22 protein-coding genes are annotated in these 21,480 nt (G+C 49.0%); 15 read left to right on the top strand and 7 right to left on the bottom strand.

Translation table 11 applies throughout. The annotated features are described in order from the left end of the window. Positions 1–45 precede the first annotated feature (45 nt). The 6 genes from M3630_RS12870 (at position 46) to M3630_RS12845 (ending at position 7,053) form a co-directional block, all read left to right on the top strand. On the top strand, positions 46–903 hold the full coding sequence (locus M3630_RS12870) for a DegV family protein (RefSeq protein ID WP_221868414.1): 858 nt from the start codon (positions 46–48) through the stop codon (positions 901–903). Between the two features lie 103 nt (positions 904–1,006). After that, positions 1,007–1,501 carry a hypothetical protein gene (locus M3630_RS12865; RefSeq protein ID WP_251252362.1) on the top strand — a complete coding sequence of 165 codons (495 nt, stop codon included), beginning with the start codon at positions 1,007–1,009 and terminating at the stop codon, positions 1,499–1,501. 249 nt (positions 1,502–1,750) lie between these two features. Next, entirely contained in the window at positions 1,751–2,416 is a 666-nt protein-coding gene (gene sdaAB / locus M3630_RS12860) for an L-serine ammonia-lyase, iron-sulfur-dependent subunit beta (RefSeq protein ID WP_173608118.1), read from the top strand. A 38-nt stretch (positions 2,417–2,454) separates the two neighbouring features. Continuing rightward, the gene (gene sdaAA / locus M3630_RS12855) at positions 2,455–3,339 is read left to right on the top strand and encodes an L-serine ammonia-lyase, iron-sulfur-dependent, subunit alpha (protein WP_047068155.1); all 885 of its coding nucleotides are present in this window, start codon (positions 2,455–2,457) and stop codon (positions 3,337–3,339) included. A gap of 1 nt (position 3,340) precedes the next feature. Continuing rightward, positions 3,341–5,395, top strand: coding sequence for an ATP-dependent DNA helicase RecG (gene recG, locus M3630_RS12850; protein WP_251252361.1), 2,055 nt, complete (start codon positions 3,341–3,343; stop codon positions 5,393–5,395). A 161-nt stretch (positions 5,396–5,556) separates the two neighbouring features. Next, complete coding sequence (locus M3630_RS12845; protein ID WP_251252360.1) at positions 5,557–7,053, top strand: hypothetical protein; 1,497 nt, start codon at positions 5,557–5,559, stop codon at positions 7,051–7,053. Here the strand turns inward: M3630_RS12845 and M3630_RS12840 are convergent. Together M3630_RS12840 and M3630_RS12835 are read right to left on the bottom strand one after the other, a co-directional pair. Then, entirely contained in the window at positions 7,020–7,535 is a 516-nt protein-coding gene (locus M3630_RS12840) for a GNAT family N-acetyltransferase (RefSeq protein ID WP_251252359.1), read from the bottom strand. The genes M3630_RS12845 and M3630_RS12840 overlap by 34 nt on opposite strands. A gap of 20 nt (positions 7,536–7,555) precedes the next feature. Next, the gene (locus M3630_RS12835) at positions 7,556–7,918 is read right to left on the bottom strand and encodes a VOC family protein (protein WP_251252358.1); all 363 of its coding nucleotides are present in this window, start codon (positions 7,916–7,918) and stop codon (positions 7,556–7,558) included. A gap of 122 nt (positions 7,919–8,040) precedes the next feature. On the opposite strand from M3630_RS12835, the gene M3630_RS12830 reads away from it, so the two are divergent. From M3630_RS12830 to M3630_RS12810, 5 genes are all read left to right on the top strand, one after another. Then, a complete protein-coding gene (locus M3630_RS12830) occupies positions 8,041–8,910 on the top strand; it encodes an AraC family transcriptional regulator (protein WP_221868411.1) in 870 nt (289 codons plus the stop codon). Positions 8,911–9,082: 172 nt separating this feature from the next. Continuing rightward, a complete protein-coding gene (locus tag M3630_RS12825) occupies positions 9,083–10,324 on the top strand; it encodes a DNA polymerase IV (protein WP_173608113.1) in 1,242 nt (413 codons plus the stop codon). Beyond that, positions 10,321–10,692, top strand: a complete 372-nt coding sequence (locus tag M3630_RS12820) for a YhjD family protein (protein ID WP_251252357.1) — start codon at positions 10,321–10,323, stop codon at positions 10,690–10,692. Before M3630_RS12825 ends, M3630_RS12820 begins: the two co-directional genes overlap by 4 nt. Then, complete coding sequence (locus M3630_RS12815) at positions 10,689–11,039, top strand: YolD-like family protein (RefSeq protein WP_007728326.1); 351 nt, start codon at positions 10,689–10,691, stop codon at positions 11,037–11,039. The genes M3630_RS12820 and M3630_RS12815 overlap by 4 nt, the downstream gene beginning before the upstream one ends. A 281-nt stretch (positions 11,040–11,320) precedes the next feature. Continuing rightward, positions 11,321–11,602 (top strand): hypothetical protein, encoded by a 282-nt coding sequence (locus M3630_RS12810; protein ID WP_047068137.1) that lies wholly within the window; start codon positions 11,321–11,323, stop codon positions 11,600–11,602. Between the two features lie 126 nt (positions 11,603–11,728). Here the strand turns inward: M3630_RS12810 and M3630_RS12805 are convergent, their stop codons facing one another. Then, positions 11,729–13,039, bottom strand: a complete 1,311-nt coding sequence (locus M3630_RS12805) for an MFS transporter (protein WP_232773303.1) — start codon at positions 13,037–13,039, stop codon at positions 11,729–11,731. 218 nt (positions 13,040–13,257) lie between these two features. On the opposite strand from M3630_RS12805, the gene M3630_RS12800 reads away from it, so the two are divergent. Beyond that, positions 13,258–14,853: an amidohydrolase gene (locus M3630_RS12800; protein WP_251252356.1), complete on the top strand. Its 1,596-nt coding sequence runs from the start codon at positions 13,258–13,260 to the stop codon at positions 14,851–14,853. Between the two features lie 126 nt (positions 14,854–14,979). Here M3630_RS12800 and M3630_RS12795 read toward each other — a convergent pair whose 3' ends face one another. After that, entirely contained in the window at positions 14,980–15,876 is an 897-nt protein-coding gene (locus tag M3630_RS12795) for a DMT family transporter (RefSeq protein ID WP_251252355.1), read from the bottom strand. Between the two features lie 145 nt (positions 15,877–16,021). Here M3630_RS12795 and M3630_RS12790 point away from each other — a divergent pair, with 145 nt between their 5' ends. Beyond that, entirely contained in the window at positions 16,022–16,900 is an 879-nt protein-coding gene (locus M3630_RS12790; protein WP_251252354.1) for a LysR substrate-binding domain-containing protein, read from the top strand. 1 nt (position 16,901) lies between these two features. Here the strand turns inward: M3630_RS12790 and M3630_RS12785 are convergent, their stop codons facing one another. Together M3630_RS12785 and M3630_RS12780 are read right to left on the bottom strand one after the other, a co-directional pair. After that, positions 16,902–17,648 (bottom strand): YwaF family protein, encoded by a 747-nt coding sequence (locus tag M3630_RS12785; RefSeq protein ID WP_251252353.1) that lies wholly within the window; start codon positions 17,646–17,648, stop codon positions 16,902–16,904. A gap of 363 nt (positions 17,649–18,011) precedes the next feature. After that, positions 18,012–18,521, bottom strand: coding sequence for a Gmad2 immunoglobulin-like domain-containing protein (locus tag M3630_RS12780; protein ID WP_173608106.1), 510 nt, complete (start codon positions 18,519–18,521; stop codon positions 18,012–18,014). A gap of 159 nt (positions 18,522–18,680) precedes the next feature. On the opposite strand from M3630_RS12780, the gene aspA reads away from it, so the two are divergent. After that, the gene (gene aspA / locus M3630_RS12775; protein ID WP_217366858.1) at positions 18,681–20,105 is read left to right on the top strand and encodes an aspartate ammonia-lyase; all 1,425 of its coding nucleotides are present in this window, start codon (positions 18,681–18,683) and stop codon (positions 20,103–20,105) included. Between the two features lie 70 nt (positions 20,106–20,175). Here the strand turns inward: aspA and pdaA are convergent, their stop codons facing one another. Next, positions 20,176–20,961 (bottom strand): delta-lactam-biosynthetic de-N-acetylase, encoded by a 786-nt coding sequence (gene pdaA / locus M3630_RS12770; protein ID WP_173608105.1) that lies wholly within the window; start codon positions 20,959–20,961, stop codon positions 20,176–20,178. Between the two features lie 279 nt (positions 20,962–21,240). On the opposite strand from pdaA, the gene M3630_RS12765 reads away from it, so the two are divergent. After that, the gene (locus M3630_RS12765; RefSeq protein ID WP_251252352.1) at positions 21,241–21,471 is read left to right on the top strand and encodes a DNA primase; all 231 of its coding nucleotides are present in this window, start codon (positions 21,241–21,243) and stop codon (positions 21,469–21,471) included. Positions 21,472–21,480: the final 9 nt, after the last annotated feature.

Raw genomic sequence — 21,480 nt, 5'->3', positions numbered from 1 at the left:
AAGCCAATTTTTTGAACGAATGAACAGGGAGAGGAGCGATCGAGAATGCCAATTGTGATTCTTACCGACAGTGCGTCTGATATCGATGCGTCTGCGAGGCAGTCATTGGGGATCGTGGCCGTCCCGTTAAAAATCATGTTTGGGGCGGAAACGTATGTGGACGCGGTCACTATCTCGTCTTCGGAGTTTTTCGATAAGCTGAAGCAATCGAGCGTGATGCCGACAACCTCGCAGCCGTCTCCGCTTGAATTTGCTGAAGCGTACAAAGCGATCCATGAGAAATATGGCAAGGACGTGCAAATCATTGCGATACTCTTATCGGGTTCCTTATCGGGTACGTATCAGTCAGCGATGATCGCCAAGTCGATGTTGGATGAAAATATCGACATTACGGTGATCGATTCTCGCAAAGCCTCATTTGTTCACGGAATGATCTGCGTAGAGGCTGCCAAAGCCGCTCAAGCAGGCAAGAACAAGGAGCAAATTCTGGATCAGATTGATCGTTACTTGGATGAGGTGCAGGTATACTTTATTGTGGATACACTGGAGTTCCTGCAAAAAGGCGGTCGAATCGGCAAAGCATCTGCTGTCATCGGTTCGCTCTTGAACATCAAGCCGATTTTGACACTGGATCCTGCCGGGTACGTCTCTGCTTTTGACAAGGTACGAGGGACGAAGAAAGCTCTGAATCGCGTATTTGAAGCGTTGCAGGAATACGCGCAAGGCGAGCCAGTGAAAATCGCTGTGCTGCACAGCAGTGTTCCCGATCAAGCGGCTGAGCTCTTGGAGCGACTCAAGCAAGAGTTTGCGGTAACGGATTCTTGGTTGGAACAGATTGGTCCGGTGATCGGTACGCATACAGGTCCCGGTCTACTCGGGATCGTCATGGTAAAAGATAGGTAAGGCATATTTGGTATGGAGAGAAGCTTCCCTGAGGCAGGGGGCTTCTTTTTTATACAGAGGTTCTATTAAAACGATTTAAAAGTTATGAAAATAAGGCGGGGTTATGGTGAATAAGGACGAATTCCTTATTGAGTTGGAAGATATTGTGTATGACTCTCTATTTATTGGCGCTCAGAAAGATGATTTGAATAAAGAAATTTCTGCCAATATGTGGTCTATTTCTTTAAGTATGCAGTTAGCTAGTCAGTTTACAGTTTTTGATTTCCTGAACTTTTTCCATAAAGTAATAGAGAATAGACAACAGCAAATTTTAAAATCAAATAGTGATCATGGAATGCTGTTATATGTTTGGTTCGATTGGCAGGCATCCCAACTAAAATTTAATCTTATATCTCAAATTCATGAAAAACTCCCTTTTAGCGGAAAGATTGAAATCCTTGATGAGCTTGAACCAATCATTAACGAGTTTATTCTCTTTCCTTATCATGATGGAATTCCAATAGTAGAAACAGCAAACGAAGGAAATGATGTTCAAGCAGATTTCGACGGTGAACTAGATCCCGTAAAGGTATTCCTAATTTCACTTCCAAAGAAATAAAATGAAATCGATGAAGTTTGAACGCTTACCGCTGGTTGTGGGACTCAGAGGATTACCGACTTGACTATCGTTGACGCCCCTATCTTCTTAGTGGGAGTTTTTTCATTTATCCTGATTTGACCGCATGTTGCCTCCGGAAATCGGTTATGATTGCTTTACGTACAGTTTCCTCTGTAGCGCTTTCAAAGGCTGTAGGATACAATGAGAGTGAATCTTGTTGAACCCCTTGTGATTCGGGAGGAGAACCGGTTGAAGTACAAAAGCGTATTTGATATTATCGGTCCAATTATGGTTGGACCATCTAGCTCCCATACGGCTGGTGCAGCCCGTATCGGTCGTGTGGCTCGCAAGCTGTTTGGCAGAATGCCTTTGCGAGCAGAAATTGTTTTTTACGGCTCATTTGCAAAAACGTATCAAGGACATGGTTCTGATGTGGCGACTGTTGCAGGAATTCTTGACTTTGACACGTCGGATTTGCGTCTGAAAAATTCGCTGGTGATTGCAGAAAAAGCTGGCATGGAAGTGGAGTTGTCCACTTCTGACGTTTTGACAGAGCACCCGAATACGGCGCGGATCAAGCTGTCTGATGATGAGCGTCAGATTGAAATCGTTGGTGTCTCCATTGGTGGCGGGAAGATCGAAGTGTTGGAAGTGAACGGGTTTTCCTTTCAGTTGGGCTTCGATACGCCGACGCTCTTGGTTCTGCATGAAGATCGCTTCGGGATGATTGCGGCTGTGGCAAAGGTGCTGACGCAGCACAACATTAATGTGGGACTCATGGAAGTGTCTCGACATACACGCGGTTCGCGTGCTTTGATGGCAATCGAAACGGATTCGACGATCTCCCCGGAAGTACTGGAGGAAATTCGTCAAATTCCCCATATCTTTGACGTATCCCTGCTCGCATTGAACTAAGCAAAAGGACGAGCAGGATTAGAGGAGTGAACAACCAGATGTTTCGTAATGTGGCTGAACTAGTAGAGTTGGCGGAATCCCAGGGGAAGAAGATCTCCGAGGTGATGATTGAAGCAGAAATGGAAGTTTCCCAGCGCAGCCGGGATGCCATTATGCAAGATATGTACGCCAACCTCGATGTAATGGAAAAAGCAGTGCGTCGCGGGCTTACCGAAGATATTCGCTCGCATAGCGGGTTGACGGGCGGCGATGCGAAGAAGCTGCAAACATATATGGAGACCAAGACATTTTTGTCCGGTCCCACACTTTTGAATGCGGTCTCGATGTCTGTGGCGGTTAATGAAGTAAACGCAGCAATGGGCACGATTGTCGCAACGCCTACAGCAGGAGCATGCGGCATTGTACCAGGCACGTTGTTTGCCGTATCTGACAAGCTGCAGCCGACCCGTGAGGAAATGGTCAATTATTTGTTCACGGCAGGCGCTATCGGGTATTGCATTGCCAATAACGCGTTTATTTCGGGTGCTGCGGGTGGTTGCCAGGCAGAGGTAGGCTCTGCAACAGCTATGGCTGCTGCGGCGATTGTAGAAATGGCTGGCGGTACGCCTGAGGAATCTGCCCAAGCAGTAGCGATCGCGTTGAAAAATATGCTCGGTCTGGTCTGTGACCCCGTAGCCGGACTGGTTGAAGTACCATGTGTCAAACGAAATGCGATGGGAGCAGCGATTGCGACAGTAGCCGCAGATATGGCAATGGCAGGCATCAAGAGCGTAATCCCAACAGATGAAGTCATCGATGCCATGTACCGAATCGGTTGCGCTATGCCGACTACGCTGAAGGAAACCGCACAGGGTGGTCTTGCTGCCACGCAAACGGGTCGCATGATCGAAGCCAAAGTGTTCGGCGTACGGATGGAGAAGTAAGATGGCTGGTGCATATCAATCGCCCGTCTCCCTTTTGCACGGGGTAGGGGAAGAGCGGGCGAAGGCATTTGCAGGACTGGGAATCAACAGCATTGGCGATTTGCTGGAGTATTTCCCGTCTCGCTATGAAGATTACCGTGTGCGCGATTTGACTGAAGTAAAAGACGGAGAGAGGGTCACGCTGGCAGGTACGGTGTACGGCGAACCCTCTGTTCGTTTTTTTGGAAAAAGAAAATCACGACTGTCCGTCAAGGTTGTCATGGACCGTGTCGTGGTCACGGCTGTCTGGTTCAATCAGACGTTTGTCAAAAGCAGGCTGTCGCCAGGCAAGGAAATACTCGTCACGGGAAAATGGGACAAGCACAAGCTACAAATCACAGTGAGCGAAATGACAGAAGTGGACTCCGAACGCGCGACAAAAAGAGGCGAGCTCGCCCCTGTCTATCCACTTGGCGGGGATGTGACGCATACACTGCTGCGCAAAACCATTCAACAGGCGTTGCGTCAATATGGCAAGGAGATACCTGAGATCCTTCCTGCGGATATCGTGGAGCGCTACCGATTGATGCCGCGGAAGGATGCCTTTCATTCGATTCATTTTCCTGAAAATGCGGAAGATGGCCGTCAAGCGCGGCGACGGATTATGTTCGAGGAGCTTTTCTTATTCCAGTTGAAAATGCAAACACTGCGCAAGATTAATCGGCAGCAAACGGAAGGCGTTGCTTTGGCGATTCCGATGGAAGAGGTCCGGGAATTTGTCAAAGGGTTGCCGTTCCCACTGACAGATGCGCAGAAACGAGTAGTAAAAGAAATATTGGACGACATGCGGGCCCCTCATGCGATGAATCGATTGCTGCAAGGGGACGTAGGCTCGGGGAAAACCGTTGTAGCCGCCATCGCGCTGATTGCTGCGGTGAAAGCAGGTTATCAAGGAGCGTTGATGGTACCGACGGAGATTCTCGCCGAGCAGCATGTGCAGTCGTTGACGAAGCTCCTATCCGATTACGGCATTCAAGTTGCGCTCTTATCGGGCTCGCTGACGGCGAAACGTAGACGCGAAGTCATCGGCTCTCTGCAAATGGGGTTAATCGATGTCGTAGTCGGTACCCATGCCCTCATTCAGGAGGATGTCTTTTTTTCTCGTCTTGGTCTCGTGATTACGGACGAGCAGCACCGATTCGGTGTGGAGCAGCGGCGAATTTTACGGAATAAAGGCTTGTCCCCTGATGTCTTGTTTATGACTGCAACGCCAATTCCGAGAACACTGGCAATTACGGCATTTGGCGACATGGACGTTTCTACGATTGATCAAATGCCTGCGGGGCGCAAACCGATTGAGACGACATGGAAAAAGCATGATCAGTTTCCGGCTGTGCTGGAGCAAATGCGGGATGAGCTGCGCAAAGGACGACAGGCATACGTGATTTGTCCGCTTATCGAGGAATCCGAAAAGCTCGATGTGCAAAATGCGATTGATGTACATGCTCAGCTCACACACATTTTCCCGGAATTCGGCGTAGGCCTGATGCATGGGCGACTGCCCGCGAAAGAAAAGGATGCTGTCATGCAAGCCTTTCTTGCCGCAGAGCACGCTGTCCTGGTCAGTACAACGGTTGTAGAGGTCGGTGTGAATGTGCCGAATGCCACCTATATGGTCATCTATGATGCGGAGCGGTTTGGTCTTGCTCAGCTTCACCAATTGCGAGGGCGCGTAGGACGTGGCTCTGAACAGTCATATTGTGTGCTGATCGCCGATCCGAAATCCGAGATTGGAAAAGAGCGGATGCGTGTCATGTGCGAGACGACGGATGGATTTGAGCTGTCGCAGCGCGATTTGGAATTGCGCGGACCGGGTGATTTTTTTGGAACCAAGCAGAGCGGCTTGCCGGAGTTTAAAGTCGCTGATTTATTAAGTGATTACAAAGCGCTGGAGGTAGCGAGACAGGAGACGGTCAAGCTGGTAGCAGAGGACTCCTTCTGGCGCGATGAAAAGTATCACTGGCTGCGTGACTATTTGAAGATTGAGGGCGTACTCGACGGTGTCGTCTTCGATTAAGAAAGGAAAGTCTTCCCACGTTCCAAGCGCGTGTGAGAAGGCTTTTTCTTTTGTTGGGGTGAAACCTTAAGCAAGCTCTCGACGTCTATTCTCTGTAAGGTAAATTTTTCTAGGAAGCGAGGCGAGTTTTTTTGTCTTTGCGAAAAATTCGGGGAATGAGTATGTCCATTGTGTTCGCATTGCTTATCATGACAGGATCCGACTTCGCGCAAGCAACTTCCACGGACAGTCGGATTGTTCAGACTGGCCCATCTCATACGACTAGCCAAACGACAAAGGAATGGAAGCAAAAGGAACTGCCTTACGACTACGCGGCGATGAAAGAAGACGTGGTTATACAGCTAAACGATGCACCACAGCTCCGCTCTCCTCGAAGAACGGTTGTGGGACCTGCACCACAGGAGTACACTATCTTTTTTAAGGAAGCCGTGAACCGTGGAACAGTCGAAGAGGCCATCCGCAAAAATGCCCAGGAAGAGACCAAAAAAGAGGATTTGGGTTTCGTGGAGCCGATTTTTACGTTTCACTGGGTGCACGACCGTCAACTGCAATTGCTGGCTACCATTCCTGAGCTTGCCAAGGACAGAAGCTGGACGGAATATGTTGTCAGCGTAGCAGGAGCGAAGAAGGTAAAGGGAACCGTCTTTGACGATACAAATGATTTCTCGGCGGTGGTGTTTGCTCCGTCTCAGATTTGGCGAGTCTCAGTCGATGGCAAGGTGAAAGAGAAAATGACGGACTTTGCCGTCAGGACTCCCATGCAGTTTATCGACCCCGAGGAACGGTATGTGCTACTGGAGCGATTTACAGAATATTGCGAGTGCGATGCCCGTTTCCCCATGCTGTATTCGATTTATGACACACAAACAAAAGATCTGACTGCTTATCCAGTGGAGTTGACTGACAACTACAGCGGTGCAGGCGACTTCATGGCAGATCGTCGCGGCTTCTTTTTCGCTCATCCACCGAAAGGGACAGAAGTACCGAAAAGCGAGTTTGCCATTCGTGTCAAGGTAGATGGATACGTACATGGAGCCAGCTTTAGCCATGATCGCAAGCATGTATTGATGGCAGTGGGCAAGACCGAACAGAAAAAGGACCTCGATCTGATCGTGTACGATTTGGAGACTGGAAAAGAACGGCGCCTCCCAGGTGTCATCAAAGGATGGGTTCCAACAGACGAGATGAATGGGCAAGTCCAGCCCGTTAGTTTTATGGATGGTGGACGTTACGCGACGTTTGAAATGAGAACAGAGGAAGATAGCTTCGAAGAGCTTCGTCAACGCTACGATTGGCAGTCAGGCAAGGTGATCAGCTGGAATCCACCGGTTCCCAAAGAAGCGTGGTCTGGCTATATTCAGTCGACGGATGGCGCCTATCAAATGTATTGGAATGCAGGAGTGTTTAAGGGCGACGTCAAACTGATGGAAATGAAGCCAGAAGCGGTATGGATTCCAGGCACTCACCATTTGGTTTATATTGATTGGGAAAAAGCTGAACAAGGGGCGGAGTCCGTTTCGTCGCTCTTCCTGTTCGATGCCGATCGTAAGCAACAATCTGTGCTGGTGAAAGGACTGCCAGCAAGTGTATCGATTCTGGGAGCGAGCAACGATGGAAAATGGCTCTACGTCACGACTCCGGACGCATTTGCCCCGTAAGTGTCATATTCCGTTGCCAGCATCGATAAAATGATCAAGGATTCGTAAGTATCGCCTGCTTTTAGGCAATCGCGCAAGGTGCCCTCTATGTGAAACCCTTCGGATACGTAAAGGCTGCGGGCGCGGTCGTTCGTTTCTTTTACATCCAGCCAGAGCCGATGGGCCTTTTGCTCGATAAATGCCCACTGCTTGATCTGACGCAGGATGTTGCGACCGTAGCCGTTCCCCTTTGCTGCGATTGTGATACGCATGAGTTCAATACTTTGATGAGGATTGGTCAGCCCGGCGATGATGACGTAGCCGACGGGGTGGCCTGTTTCTTTTTTCTCGGCAATCATATGGAGGATGTCCGGGTCGCCAAGAGCGTTATGGTGCCGATCTGCACTCCACGGAATAATGAACGGGGTATTCTCTGGTGCATTTTCTACTTCGCATACGAAAGGAATGTCTGCCGGTGTAGTTCGGCGCAAGTGGATGGTCATGCGAGTATCTCCTCTTTCATTTAACATTGGCTTACCATAATCAGATTGCCGTCGGGATCGCGGAAGTTGAACCAGTGGCCATGCTGGATAGGGGTGACGACTTCGACTCCGCTCTCTTTGAGAAAGGCATAGGAGGCTTCGATATCCAGTGTGTTGAAATGAAACAAGGGGGCATCATCTGTGGTGCGCTTCGGAAAGATTTTGCTGTCCAGTACGAGTGTCAGTCCGTTTTGCAAAGGAATGCAGTATATATGCCCGAACATAATTTCACTGTCTATGGGAATGCCCAAGAGACGGCAGTACCAGTCGCGTGCGCGCTCGATGTCGCTGACGGCTACAAAAATAGCTCCGATTTGGGGGAGCAGAGGGGAAGTCGTTGTCATGTGATAGAGCTCCTTTCAATAGGCGTTTTTTTCACAAGGTCGACCCGTCATCATCGTGCACGAAATGTCGGATCGCCCGATTTTGCATCTGCTATTCTGAGGAGGAAAGGGAGGTCATTACCATGGATTTGCTTGTAAAGCTGAATGAGGCTCTGGACTACATCGAAGACAATTTGACCAGCGAGATTGACTATAAAGAAATCGCCCGGGTAGCTTGCTGCTCCGAGTATCACTTCAAAAGAATGTTTTCTTTTCTCGCTGGTGTTCCGCTATCCGAGTACATCCGGCGTCGACGCATTACGCTTGCAGCTTTTGAGCTTGCGGACAGCAACGAGCGGGTCATTGACATTGCGATCAAATACGGATACGGATCGGCTGATTCCTTTGCCAGAGCTTTTCAGAATGTGCATGGAGTCACTCCGACAGAAGCCAGACATATCGGCCAACCCTTGAAGGCTTATCCACGAATGACCTTTCATCTATCCATAAAAGGAGGCAGTGCCATGAACTACCGCATGGAAGAAAAAGAGGCATTTCGTATTGTGGGTCTGAAAAAAAGAGTCCCGCTGATTTATCGTGGAGTCAATCCAGAGATTGCGGCTATGTGGGCTTCATTAGATAGGGAGACGATCCAGCAGCTGAAGTCGCTATCCGATATCGAACCACTAGGACTGATCAGTGCGTCCACGAACTTTTCAGAAGGTCGACTGGAATATGGCGAGCTTGATCATTATATCGGCGTAGCCACTACAAAAGCTTATCCAGACAACCTGGCAGTACTTGAAGTTGCTGCTTCCACCTGGGCGGTCTTCGAAGCAGTGGGTCCTTTTCCCGATACGCTGCAAGATGTCTGGGCCCGCATTTATTCGGAATGGTTTTTATCCTCCGGTTATGAACAGGCTGAGGGTCCGGAGATTTTGTGGAACGAAAATAAAGATACTTCATCCCCAACCTTCCGAAGCGAAATTTGGATTCCTGTCGTGAAAAAGTAACCCTTTATTGGATTCGCTTTCGCTTGCGGAACACCTACCAACGTGTGCTTATCCGGGAGGAAATAATTACTAGCTTTTTTTTGCGCGAGACAGGCATAAAAGCGAACGTTTGTTTGCTATAATAAGAACAAAGCAACTAGAGAACATAAGTTCTTATTTAGGGGATGATCGTATGTCCAATGCGAACAAGCGGATCGTGTTTTTGATCGACATGCAGAGCTTTTATGCCAGTATCGAGAAAGGGGCCAATCCAGAGCTGCGAAACAAACCGATTGTCGTCGCGGGTGATCCGGAGCGGCGCAGTGGAGTCGTGCTGGCAGCGTGTCCGATTGCCAAGTCATACGGAGTGGTCGCGGCCGAAGCGCTGTGGCAGGCGCAGCAAAAGTGTCGCCAGCTCGTCGTTGTTCGTCCGCGCATGGAGATGTACATTCGCATCTCCATGCAAATCACTCGCATATTCGAGGCATTTACCGACAAGGTGGAGCCGTACTCGATCGACGAGCAGTTTCTCGACGTGACAGGCAGCGTCCACCTGTTTGGTGATCCGATGCAGATGGCTGCACAGATTCGGCAGCGCGTCTGGATGGAGACAGGAATCAACTGTCGGGTAGGCATCGGGGAGAACAAGGTATTGGCCAAGATGGCCTGCGACAATTTCGCCAAGAAACGGGAAGAAGGCGTTTTTTGGCTCAAGCGGGAAACGTTAGCGGATACGCTCTGGAAGCTTCCGATTGAAAAGCTGTTCGGCGTAGGCTCACGCATGAAGCGTCATTTTCATCGAATGGGCGTCTATCAGATCGGACAGCTTGCAGATATGAGGCCAGCCATCCTCACCCGGCATTGGGGAGTAAACGGGGAAGTGCTGTGGCGCACGGCTCACGGAATCGACGATTCACCTGTGGCTTTGGATTCCTATGATTCACAAAAAGGGATCGGTCATCACATGACGTTGCCGCGGGATTACCATACAGCAGCGGAAATCAAAGTGGTGCTTTTAGAGCTGTGCGAAGAAGTGTGCCGTCGGGCGCGGAAAAAGGAGCTGATGGGCTCCGTTCTGTCTGTGGGCTGTCGTGGAGCTGATTTGGCTGCTGGAACGGGCTTTGGACGGCAGATGAAGCTCACGGAGCAGACGAATGATGCCATGACTTTGTACGAAGCGGCCTGCTTTCTGTTTGACCGCCACTGGCAGGAAACGCCCGTCCGCAGTATCGGGGTCAATCTGGGGCAGCTTGTCCCTGACAACGTGGTGCAACTCAATCTGTTCACGGACAATCACAAGCGGCGTTCGTTGGCACAAGCCATGGATGATATCCGGACCCGATACGGTCAGGACGCCATCCTGCGCGCCACCTCTGTATTGGAAGCAGGACAGGCGAAAGAGCGCGCACGTAAGATCGGAGGACACTACAAGTGACGGAGCCGATGGTGTCTGACGAACAGGAATTGATACGCCAGTATATTTTATTTGGCATTTTGTTTCGGGCGGTCATGGCCGATCTGGGGCAGATGCGGATTGTGCCGTTGAAGTTTTCTTATCAGATGATGTTCAATGAGCTCTCGCGGTGGGCGGAGCGGCAGCATCACCAGCTGCGTCGCATTCTGCGGCAAAGAGGGTGCACAGTCGTCAGTTCACGACGTCAGGGACATATGTATGTCGTCCACTATCGACAACGCGGGTATATGCGAGAAGCGATCTATACGATTGAGGTATTGCGGGCAGAGTGTCAGGAGCTCGTCCATTTATGGACCCGATATGAACAGCGAGGAGAGAACAAGCAATGAGGGAAAAACGCGTGTCCAAAAAGGAAAATGTATTCGTGGCCAGTCGGTTTGTGCTGCCGGAGCATCGGGAAATGTATTTGCGGATCAAGGAAGAAGAGCGCCGCTATGTACCACCCGAGCTGGATCAAGAGCAGCTCAGCGCCTTGAGCGAGCTGGTATGGCAGGCGTTTCAGACAGAGAGTATCCTGACGCTAACCTATTATGACGGGCGAGAGCCGCGACGCCTGTCTGCCCACATTATCCATATTGATCAAGCGGCGAGACGCCTCAAGCTTCGGGCAGGCTCCGAGATTCACTGGGTTCCTTTTGCCCGATTGCTGCATGTGGAGCTGGCAGCGAGCTTCTAAATCGAGGAAATGCAGGTACATGATGGGCAAGATATGAGAATTACTCAGGAAATCGGCAAAAATAGGCCTCTTTTTCAAAAGCAAGCGGCAAAAAACAGCGTGCCGCGTTGAAACGGTGTGTGCGAGGAAGATGTGAGATTCCTGAAACGAAAAGCGGTCAAAAACAACCGTTTTTCGTGTTTTTTTGGCTTACACGGATTTTGCCAGAAGGGAGGTTTCCCTGTATTGTTAGATTATCTTTTGAAGCATATATTTGACGGATAGAACAAAGGAGATTTTACATGCTAGCACAAGAAATGGGTGTCATATTCACCAAGCACGCCGATCAAATTACTTCCAAGCGTTGGGGAGAATTCATGCAACAATTGGAGGAAAAAGGCCTGTACGTGCTCATTGAGACAGACACGATCGGAAGAGTGATGAGTCCATTGGGCGGATTGATGCCCATGCCGTGTAAAAGTGAGACGCTCCATATTGTGACAGCTGATGAGCTGGAGCAGCGCGGCTTGCCGCTCGGTCACCACATCGTAACGAAAGCGAAAGAAAAAGTAGCCCAATCATAATCCAAAAAACCAGCGCAACCTTTCCTGTGGGAGCTAGCCTCCGAGTGGGAAAGGTTTTTTGTTGCTAAAACCCGCCAGGCAAGTCAGCCGAAGCGGGTTTTGTTTTCTCCTGGGTGCACGCTTCGTTCAATTATCTGCTTTTTTAGCAGCAGGAACGTGACGGAATAGCTTGGTCATGCAAAACCATGCGATGAGTGGGCCGATTCCGATACACAAAATCAACCAATTCAGCGTAAGAGGAGAGACGCTCAAAGACGTTACCAGCAGAAAGATCAAAATCCCCACCAGCCGACCAACGTCCAGAGCGAACTCTCGCAGCACGACATACTCGACTCGATTGCGGGCGCTCTCTTCGTTCGTGCCAATCAGATCAAAAATCGTGGAAAGCATGGGCACTGAAAACAGTGGATAAGCAATGGACACGGCAATCCCGAAAATAAGCAGTGTTGTAAAGCTCACCTGCCAAAAAAATACGAAGAGAATCCCCCACATGATGACAGAACCAGTGAGCATTCCCCACTTGCGAAAGCGGGGAGTGAACCATTTGGAGATCAGGAAGTAGCTCACAAGTCCGACGGCAGATGTAGTCAGCCAGTAGTTGCCGAGAGTCATCTCGCTTTTCGTGGCAATGTAGACGAGTAGACCAATCACAAAGCCGAATACACCTTCACGCAGTCCTTGACCAGCTAAAGCCCCTGCTGCCCAGCGCCACTCGCGCTCCTCTCGCAAACAACGTAAGGAAAAGCTCCAGGAATAAGTCCCTTCCGATTGGCGTTTTTTCAGAAAAAAGCTGATGAACACGCCGACGACAAATAGCGCAAGAGAAATCCCGAAAATAAGGGAGTAGCCGCTGTTGCCCGGAAGCCGTGTAATGAGCAAGCCCGATATCCATGGAGCGAGCATGCCGCCAAGTGAAGCGAGCAGCCCTGCCGTACCGTTGAAAAGGTCGCGGTTATCCGCATTCGTGATTTCGAAGTACACCACGTTGAAGGACAGCCAAAAAAATCCATTCGCCATACCCTGAACGAGCCCAAGCGGTACAGCATAAGAGACAGCTTTGGGACCTGCCAGAAGAACGAGCAAATAAAAAAGGGCAGAAACGGCCATGCCAGCGCGCAGGACATTCATTTTGTTCAGACGCTTCACGTACCAGCCCGCAAGCCAGAAAGTAAGCGCACCCGCGAGATGAGCGGAAAAAGTAAACCAAGCGATCGGGGCAAATTGACTTTTTACCTTCCACAAATAGACGTTTACAAACGTGCCAGAAAGGGCGCCAGCGGCAATAAACACAGCGTTGACCAGGAGCAGCAGCTTGGCTTGATTGTCCAGACGACCTGATGACTTTTGGTGAGAAGGCTCATGGTGCGACATTTTCAGACCAGTGGACTCCTGTATGGGAAGGAAGGGTGGAAGGCGTTTTTTTGTTTTTTGTTGCATACGTTCCCTCCGTGCAAAAATAGGACATGAACATAACGTGCCCTACCGCTGCTGCTTTCAACAGGAAAGTGAGTAAACACCATGTTTTCCCAAGTGAAAAAGAAGGTCGTAATTTTTTGAACGTTATTTCATTTCAGGGAGGAAAACGACTACAAGCAAACAAATTAAGAAGGGAGGCATACGAAAAACACAGAAGCGAACAGAAAAGAGGTCACGAGATGGCGACAACCATTTTCAGAAATGGACGCATTTACACAGGAGATTCCCGGCATTTGTTCGTACAAGCATTAGTCGTTCGAGATGGAATTGTGCATGACCTGGGCAGCGATGCAGACATGCTTCTTCAATACGGAGGTGATGCAACGGTCATTGATCTGCAAGGTTGTACCGCTACCCCGGGATTGATTGACAGCCACTTGCACTTGGGATGGCTCGGTCTGACCTTTTTGCAACTGGATTTGAGCAAAGCTCGCTCCAAGGATGAGCTGCTGCTTCTTTTAAAAGAAAAAGCGCAAGTCACAACTGAAAATGCGTGGATACAAGGTTATGGCTGGGATGAGAACTTGTTCGCGGATGGTGGCGGCATTCCTACCATCGAAGAACTTGATCAAGCTGCACCACATTGCCCGATTCTTCTGGCGCGAATATGTGGACATGCGAATTTGGTCAACAGCAAGGCATTGGAGCTAAGTGGCTATCATCGTGACATGGAGGTGCCTGCGGGGGGAGTCATCGTACATGATCCTATGAGCGGAAAGCCAACAGGCATGTTGTTGGAAACTGCCTCCAACCTGATTACGAAGCATATTCCAAGACCTGACTACGATCAGTTGAAGCAAAGCCTGCGCAACTCGATCCACTATGCAATGGCGCATGGATTGACAGGGGCGCATACGGAGGATTTGCGTGAATTGGGCGGACTTGCGCAAACGTATCGACTCTATGATGAGCTCATCAATGGCGAAGAGCTTGCGCTGCGCAGCAATTTGCTTGTCTACTACCCGCATATGCATGAGCTGCGCGACTTAAAGATGACGGCTGGTTATGGCAACGCTCATGTGCGAATCGGTGCGGTGAAAATTTTTGCAGATGGGGCATTAGGACGCAGGACGGCTTACCTGTCAGCTCCGTATGCTGATGATCCGAGCACCAGCGGTTATCCTGTGCATGAGCAAGACGAGCTGACAGAGCTGGTACGACAAGCACGTGGACTCGGGATGCCCATTGCTGTACACACCATTGGCGACAAAGCACTGGAGATGGTGCTGGATAGCTTGGATCAGTTTCCGGCAGTGGCCTACCGGGACCGCCTCATACACACACAAATCTTGCGGCCGGACCTGCTGGACCGCTTGAAGCATCCTCATCGGATTGCAGATATCCAACCGCGTTTTCTCGCAGGAGACTTCCCGTGGGTAATGGATCGCGTAGGACAGGAGCGGATTCAACACTCGTACATCTGGAAAACGATGATGGATTATGGAATCATTTGCGCTGCGGGCTCGGATACACCAGTAGAACCCATCGATCCTCTGTTGGGGATACACGCAGCCGTCACGCGCAAGGCACCGGGGGAAACCCACGATGGATACTTCCCACAAGAAAAGCTGACGATGGAGGAAGCGATTCATCTGTTTACATTGGGCAGTGCACAGGTGACGAACGAAGATCACGTAAAAGGCACGCTGTCTCGTGGAAAATATGCGGATATGACTGTTTATTCCAAAGACCTGTTTACTATCGATCCAGACGAGTTGCTCTCGACAAAGGTCATGATGACTATCATTGGTGGAAATGTTTGCTACACGTCTTGAAAAAATAACCCGAAAATCAGAGCAGCGGCTGCCCTGGACAAGAAAGGAAAGTCCTGGACTGCCGCTGGTTTATGGCGTCGATTTGCTTTAGATTGCGCTCTTGCCTAACCCATAGCGAAACCCGACTCAGGATAGATGAGTCGGGTTTTTTGTCAGCTGCTTTCCGCGCAGCAAGCTCTTCACATCGATTTCCGCAATCAGCACACTGATCAAAACGAGACCTGCGCCTATATACCCGCGAACAGACAGTGTTTCGCCTGTGACCAAGAAGGCAAACAGGGCAGCGAAGACTGGCTCCAAGGAAAAAATAACACCCGTGTGCGTGGCGGTCGTATATTTTTGAGCCACCGTTTGAACGACAAAGCCGATTGCGCTGCACAATACGCTAAGGGCGAGGACGGCGATCCAAGCCTCTGTAGTCTGCGGCAATGCAGGAGTCTCCAGTGCAAATGAAAAAACAATGCCCAGCAGCGCCGTAAAGCCAAGCTGGTAAATCCCCAACTGAATCGTATCCGATTGGCTGGCCCATCTGCCCGTTACGGTAATATGTGTAGCATAAAAGAGGGCGCCAGCGATGCACAAAAGGTCTCCTTGGCTGATGCGAAATTCAGCGCTTAGTGTGAGAAGACCGATGCCGATCATGGCCAGTCCAGCGCCGACGAAGACTCTTTTTTCCGGGCGGTTGCGCAAAAGAATAGATAAGAGCGGAACAAAGATAACAGTCAAGCTAACGAGAAAGCCTGCCTGGGAAGCTGTCGTCGATTTCACTCCGTTCGTGACGGTGGCAAAAACCCCGAAGAGGAGCGCACCGAGTACGAACGCATGGAGCAATGTTTTGCGATTCGTGCCACGCAAGCGTTTATGGAACAAGGCGGCAGCTAGTAGAAAAGCAATGCCAAAGCGGATTCCGATCAAATTGAAGGTCTCCAAATCCTTCAATCCCATTTGCATAAACACATACGAGGTTCCCCAAAACAGGGTGACCAAAATCATAGCCAAATCGGCTTTCGCTTGCGGTTTCATGATGAGATAAGCCTCCTTGTCCGAGAAAATCGGGTCCTAATCCGTGTTGCGCCATAAACAGTATACGAGTATCGTTTGAATAAGAAAAATGAATGTTTGTGATGGTTTTCATGAATCGAATTCATGAAAAAGGAGGCGAAGAAGGGTGAGTTTGAACAAGTTTGAGGTAGTGATCACCGTTATTGAGTCGGGGAGCTTAACCAAAGCTGGAGAAATACTGGGTTTGACACAATCAGCGATTAGTCATGCGATTGCGAGTCTCGAGCGGGAATATGGGTTTTCGCTTTTGACAAGGGGACGATCGGGCATTAGCCTCACGAGTAATGGGGAGCGATTGCTACCATTCATGCGCGAGACCTTGCGCTGTCATGTGAGGATGAAACAAGAGGTGTTTGCCATCAATGGGTTGGAGGTCGGGACGGTGAGAATTGGAACGTTCACGAGTGTATCCACACAGTGGCTTCCGGGAATCCTCAAGCGGTTCCAAGACCAGTATCCGGCGATCGAGATTAAGCTGATGGAAGGGTATTACGATGGAATTGAGAGCTGGATTCAAAGTGGAGAGATTGATTTTGGTTTCGTCTCCTTACCGACAACAGAGGATTTGGAATGGATTCCTTTGAAAAAGGATCAGATGTATTTGCTGGTGACAGAGGAACACCCGCTCTACAAAGAGGAGCGGGTGCATGTGAGCCGATTGGCAGAAGAGACATTTATCATGCCGAAGACGGGCTGTGACAATGATATACAGCGTTTGCTGGCCCAGTATCAGATCGAGCCGCGAATCAAATATGAAGTGGGGGATGATCACGCGATTATTGCCATGGTGCAAAATGGGCTCGGGATCAGCATCCTTCCGGAAATGATCTTGTTCCGCTTGCCTGCAAATATCCGGATGATCCCGCTCGAAGGGGAGCATTACCGTTCGCTGGGGGTGGCAGCAACCTCTTTTTCCAAGCAGTCACCGGCTGCCAAACGCTTTTTGCAGTGTGTCACCGATTGGGTAAACGAGCAGCAGGCGTAATTCAGACAGACAAATCGCTCCTGACTTCCTTCGCAAGCGGCTGCTTTCGGACAAAGGGCAGGTACAACAAGAAAAACAAAGCAAGCGCTACTCCTTCCAATGAAACGATGTACCACGGATACGGACCCAAAAAGTCAATCAGACTGGGATTGTCCGGTTTGCGTGAGACAAATAAGTAATTTCCGCCCGTCCACTGGTTGACGAAAAGTGCAACAAGCAAAAGCAGGTTTAAAAAGCCCATCGTTTTCCATATCGAACGGACGGTTGGACGGTAGCCTTCTACCCACGTCATGTACAGGCAAGCAAGGACAATTCCTGCATGGGCTACAAAAAAATGCACAAAGCGAAAATGTGGAAATGGATAAAACAACTCGGGTGTAAGCAATGCCTGCATGGCGCCGCCAATCCCGGCAAAAAACGTAACCTCATACAGACCGTAGCTTCTCGTCATTAGCATCACGGTAGAAAGAATAAGGGTCACGCTACACAGCTGCAAGGGCAATGTGTAAGCAGCCGTCCAGCTATCGGTATAAACATGCCAAAGCTGATAACAAACCTCTGACAAAAGCAAGACACCCGCAAGTACGTAACGGGTGGTGAGTCGGTTTGTCGGGGCTTGGAGTTTTTGCCGAAATAAATAGGTGAGCACGACCAGACAGAGCACAAGAATCAAAGTGATAATGTGAGAAGGGGAAAACAGCCGAAACGGCTCCCCTGTCAGGAAAAGTGAAAAATAGGGTGAGGTCATGATGATCTCCTCTTTGTTTATTATTTTTTATATTTGAAAATTCACGAAATTTTAACAGATAGCTGTTTGTCTGATATAAATCTTTGGTTATAATATAAATAGACTACGTTACATCATTGAGAGGAGATATAGTCTTGAACTTAGTGCTCACGGAAAAACAATGCAAGTCTTGCCAGGCTCGCTTGACCGAGTATGAAATCGAGAACAATGGTGCACTCTGCATGGAATGCTTCAAGGAAGAACAAGGCGAGTAAAAGTAAAAGCAAGGCATACGGCAACTGACTGTCTACTGCTATCTAATAATAGACCCTTTCAATCAGACCCTCTCTTTTTAATAGAGAGGGTCTGATTTTTTTGCAGGCTTTACTCCGGGAGTGGAATGATGAGCTCCATTCTTCGGCTGCCGTCTTTCATGCTTGTTTCAAACAAGATCAGTGTTAGTGTGCTGTTCTGCTCCGCTTTTTTCACTTTCAGTGTATGGGTAAAATCTCCCCAATCAGGAGCAGCGGTCGAAGCCTGCACGGAACCTTGCGTAAGCTCGTTATGTCCATCTTCTACGACATAATTGAGTACAGCTTCGAACACGCGCGCCTGTCCTTTGATTTCAAACGTGTCCTGACCGGTTTTCTTCACAGTGACATTGCGGAAAATGTCATTGCCATAGACAGCCTCCGGTTGAGCTGGTTGTTCCGTTGGTGGCTTCTCAGGCGTTGTAGGTGGTTGTGTGGTTGCGGGTGGCTCAGAAGCAGGTGTCTCGGGCTGGGCTGTAACGGGTGGCTTCTGTTGTTCTGTTGGAGTGGAAGGGCTATCTGTGCCACTCGTGCATCCTTGCAGCAAGCCGATCGTCAACAGCAGCAAAAGCATTTTTTTCATGGTATCCCTCGATTCTGTCTGGTATGAAATGGTACCTGCACATAGTAAGACGTAAAAACAAATAATAGTGTTTCAGGTGGATGAGTCTTCCTGCATAAAACTGTGGTAGAATGGAGAGGATGTAGCAACCATTATTCCTAGAAGGCTGGTCTGATAAGAATGGAACAACAGACGTTTCGAGTGGAAAAAGACTTTCTTGGCGAGAAGCAAATTCCAGTAGATGCTTATTATGGCGTGCAAACGATGCGAGCAACGGAAAACTTCCCAATCACCGGGTATCGTCTTCATTTTTCCCTCATCAATGCAATGGCAATGGTAAAGAAAGCAGCTGCGATGGCAAATATGGAAGTCTCCAGATTGAATCCGCGTTTAGGAAATGCGATTGTCGCTGCGGCGGAAGAAATCATGCAAGGAAAATGGCATGATCAATTTATCGTCGATCCAATCCAGGGCGGAGCAGGTACTTCGATCAATATGAATGCCAACGAAGTAATCGCGAACCGCGGTCTTGAAATGCTTGGTGAGAAAAAAGGGGACTATTTCCACTTAAGCCCAAATACACATGTCAACATGTCTCAGTCTACCAATGATGCTTTCCCAACAGCCATTCATATTGCAACACTCACTCTGTTGGAAAAGCTGCTCGTGACGATGGATAAGATGCATGATGCATTTGGCCAAAAAGCAAAAGAATTCGATGATGTCATTAAAATGGGCAGAACGCATTTGCAGGATGCGGTTCCGATTCGTTTGGGCCAAGAATTCGAAGCATACCGTCGAGTACTTGAGCGCGACATCAAGCGTATCAAGCAATCACGTCAGCATTTGTACGAAGTGAATATGGGAGCAACTGCGGTAGGAACGGGATTGAATGCTGACCCGAGTTACATTACAACAGTAGTCAAGCATCTTGCCGATATCACGGGCTTCCCGCTGACAGGTGCAGAGCATCTCGTGGATGCTACACAAAACACAGATGCATATACAGAAGTATCAGCAGCACTGAAAGTTTGCATGATGAACATGTCTAAAATCGCGAATGACTTACGTTTGATGGCATCAGGACCTCGAGCTGGACTGGGAGAAATCTCCTTGCCAGCACGTCAGCCAGGTTCCTCGATCATGCCAGGAAAAGTCAATCCTGTTATGGCAGAGCTCATCAACCAAGTAGCGTTTCAGGTCATCGGAAATGACCATACGATTTGTTTGGCATCTGAGGCAGGTCAGCTAGAACTGAACGTTATGGAGCCTGTGCTTGTCTTCAACTTGCTGCAATCGATCAGCATTATGGACAATGCATTCGATGTCTTTACGCGTCACTGCTTGGAAGGAATCGAAGCAAACCGCGAGCGCATGAAAGAATACGTGGAAAAAAGCGTAGGCGTCATCACCGCGGTGAATCCTCATCTCGGTTATGAGACTGCTGCACGTATTGCCCGCGAAGCTATATTGACAGGAAAGTCTGTACGTGAGCTGTGCTTGCAACACAATGTACTGACAGAGGAAGAGCTGGATCTGATTCTCGATCCATTTGAAATGACGCATCCAGGTATTGCTGGAGCATCCTTGCTGGATCGCGACTAAACCCAAAAACTCCCGCGCTTTGCACATGCGAAGCAGCGGGAGTTTTTGCTTGCAAAAGGGAAGGCTTGCGCTACTTTTTCGGAAGCTGATCCAAGCTCTTGAATTCATAGCCTTGCTTGCGTGCTTCATCGATCATCATCCCGAGAGCCTCTGCATTGTCTTTGGAGACAGAATGCAGCAGAATAACAGCGCCGGGATGCAATTGGGCCATCACGCTATCATAGGCATATTTTGCTCCCCGCTGGGCTTTGGTATCCCAATCCTTGTAGGCGACCGACCAAAAGACATTGGTATAGCCCAAATCTTTGGTTACAGCAAGTGTGCGATCGCTGAAAATTCCTCTGGGAGGCCGCAAGTAACGCATGTTAGCCTGCCCGGTCACTTGCTGGACGGCATTGCTTACCTTTGTCAGTTCGTCTTTGATTTTTTGATTCGGTACGGTTGTCATATCGGGATGGCTCCAGGAATGATTGCCGATCAGATGTCCCTCCTGTGCCATCCGCTTTAACAACTCGGGCTGTTCCTTCACAAAGTGCCCTGTCACAAAGAAAATGGCAGGGACTTTTTTTGCGAGAAGTGTGTCTAAAATCTTTGGTGTAAAGCCATTTTCATACCCGTTATCAAACGTCAAGTAAAGCTCTTTTTTCGTGGTATCCCCTAAAAAAACCGCACCGTGGCGATCCACAATGCTTTTAAAGCCTTCCTCATTGATCGAGGGTAATTGACCATTCTTGCTCTTTTTAAATCCAAAATGGTAAGGATGATCTGGTGAGGCCATAATCGAGTCAACCGGCAAGGCACTTGTAAGCAACAAGCTAATCCCGACCAACAAGCTTTTGATCCATCGTCTGTTCAATAATAAGCTCTCCCTTCTGTGGCGAAGTCATGGTGTATTTAAGTCGATTCCATCAAAAGTTTGTCCAGTCTACTTCCAAATATGTAAACGATACGTAGGCAATAGGTGCTTCTTGGGAGACGCATTACTTGCGAGGGCAAGTTGTGTAAAAGTCTACTGTGAGGACGGGGACAGCTGTCCAAACATGAAAAAGAAACTCTTCATATAGTATCAATGTCGACAGTAAAGCTGTTGGCAAATGCTGCCAAGAGATCATCTATACCCAGGAGGTGTGGTAATATGGACGAATGGTTGGAGCAATTACGACAAGCACTCGGTGAAGGTGCAGAAGAAATGGAAGTAAAAATTGAATACGAAGATGGCACTACGAAAAAATTATACTTTGGCAATAATGACGACGATGAAGATGATGAAGAAGATGAAGATGAAGACTATGCTGGAGAAGATTCCGAGGATGAAGATTCCGAGGACGAAGATTCCGAGGACGAAGATCCTGACGACGAAGCCTAATTGATTTTT

This window comes from Brevibacillus sp. MER 51 (genome assembly GCF_023714195.1).
Taxonomy (GTDB): Bacteria; Bacillota; Bacilli; order Brevibacillales; family Brevibacillaceae; genus Brevibacillus.
Note: the sequence above shows the minus strand (reverse complement) of the source record. Positions and strands in the feature narration are given on the sequence as shown.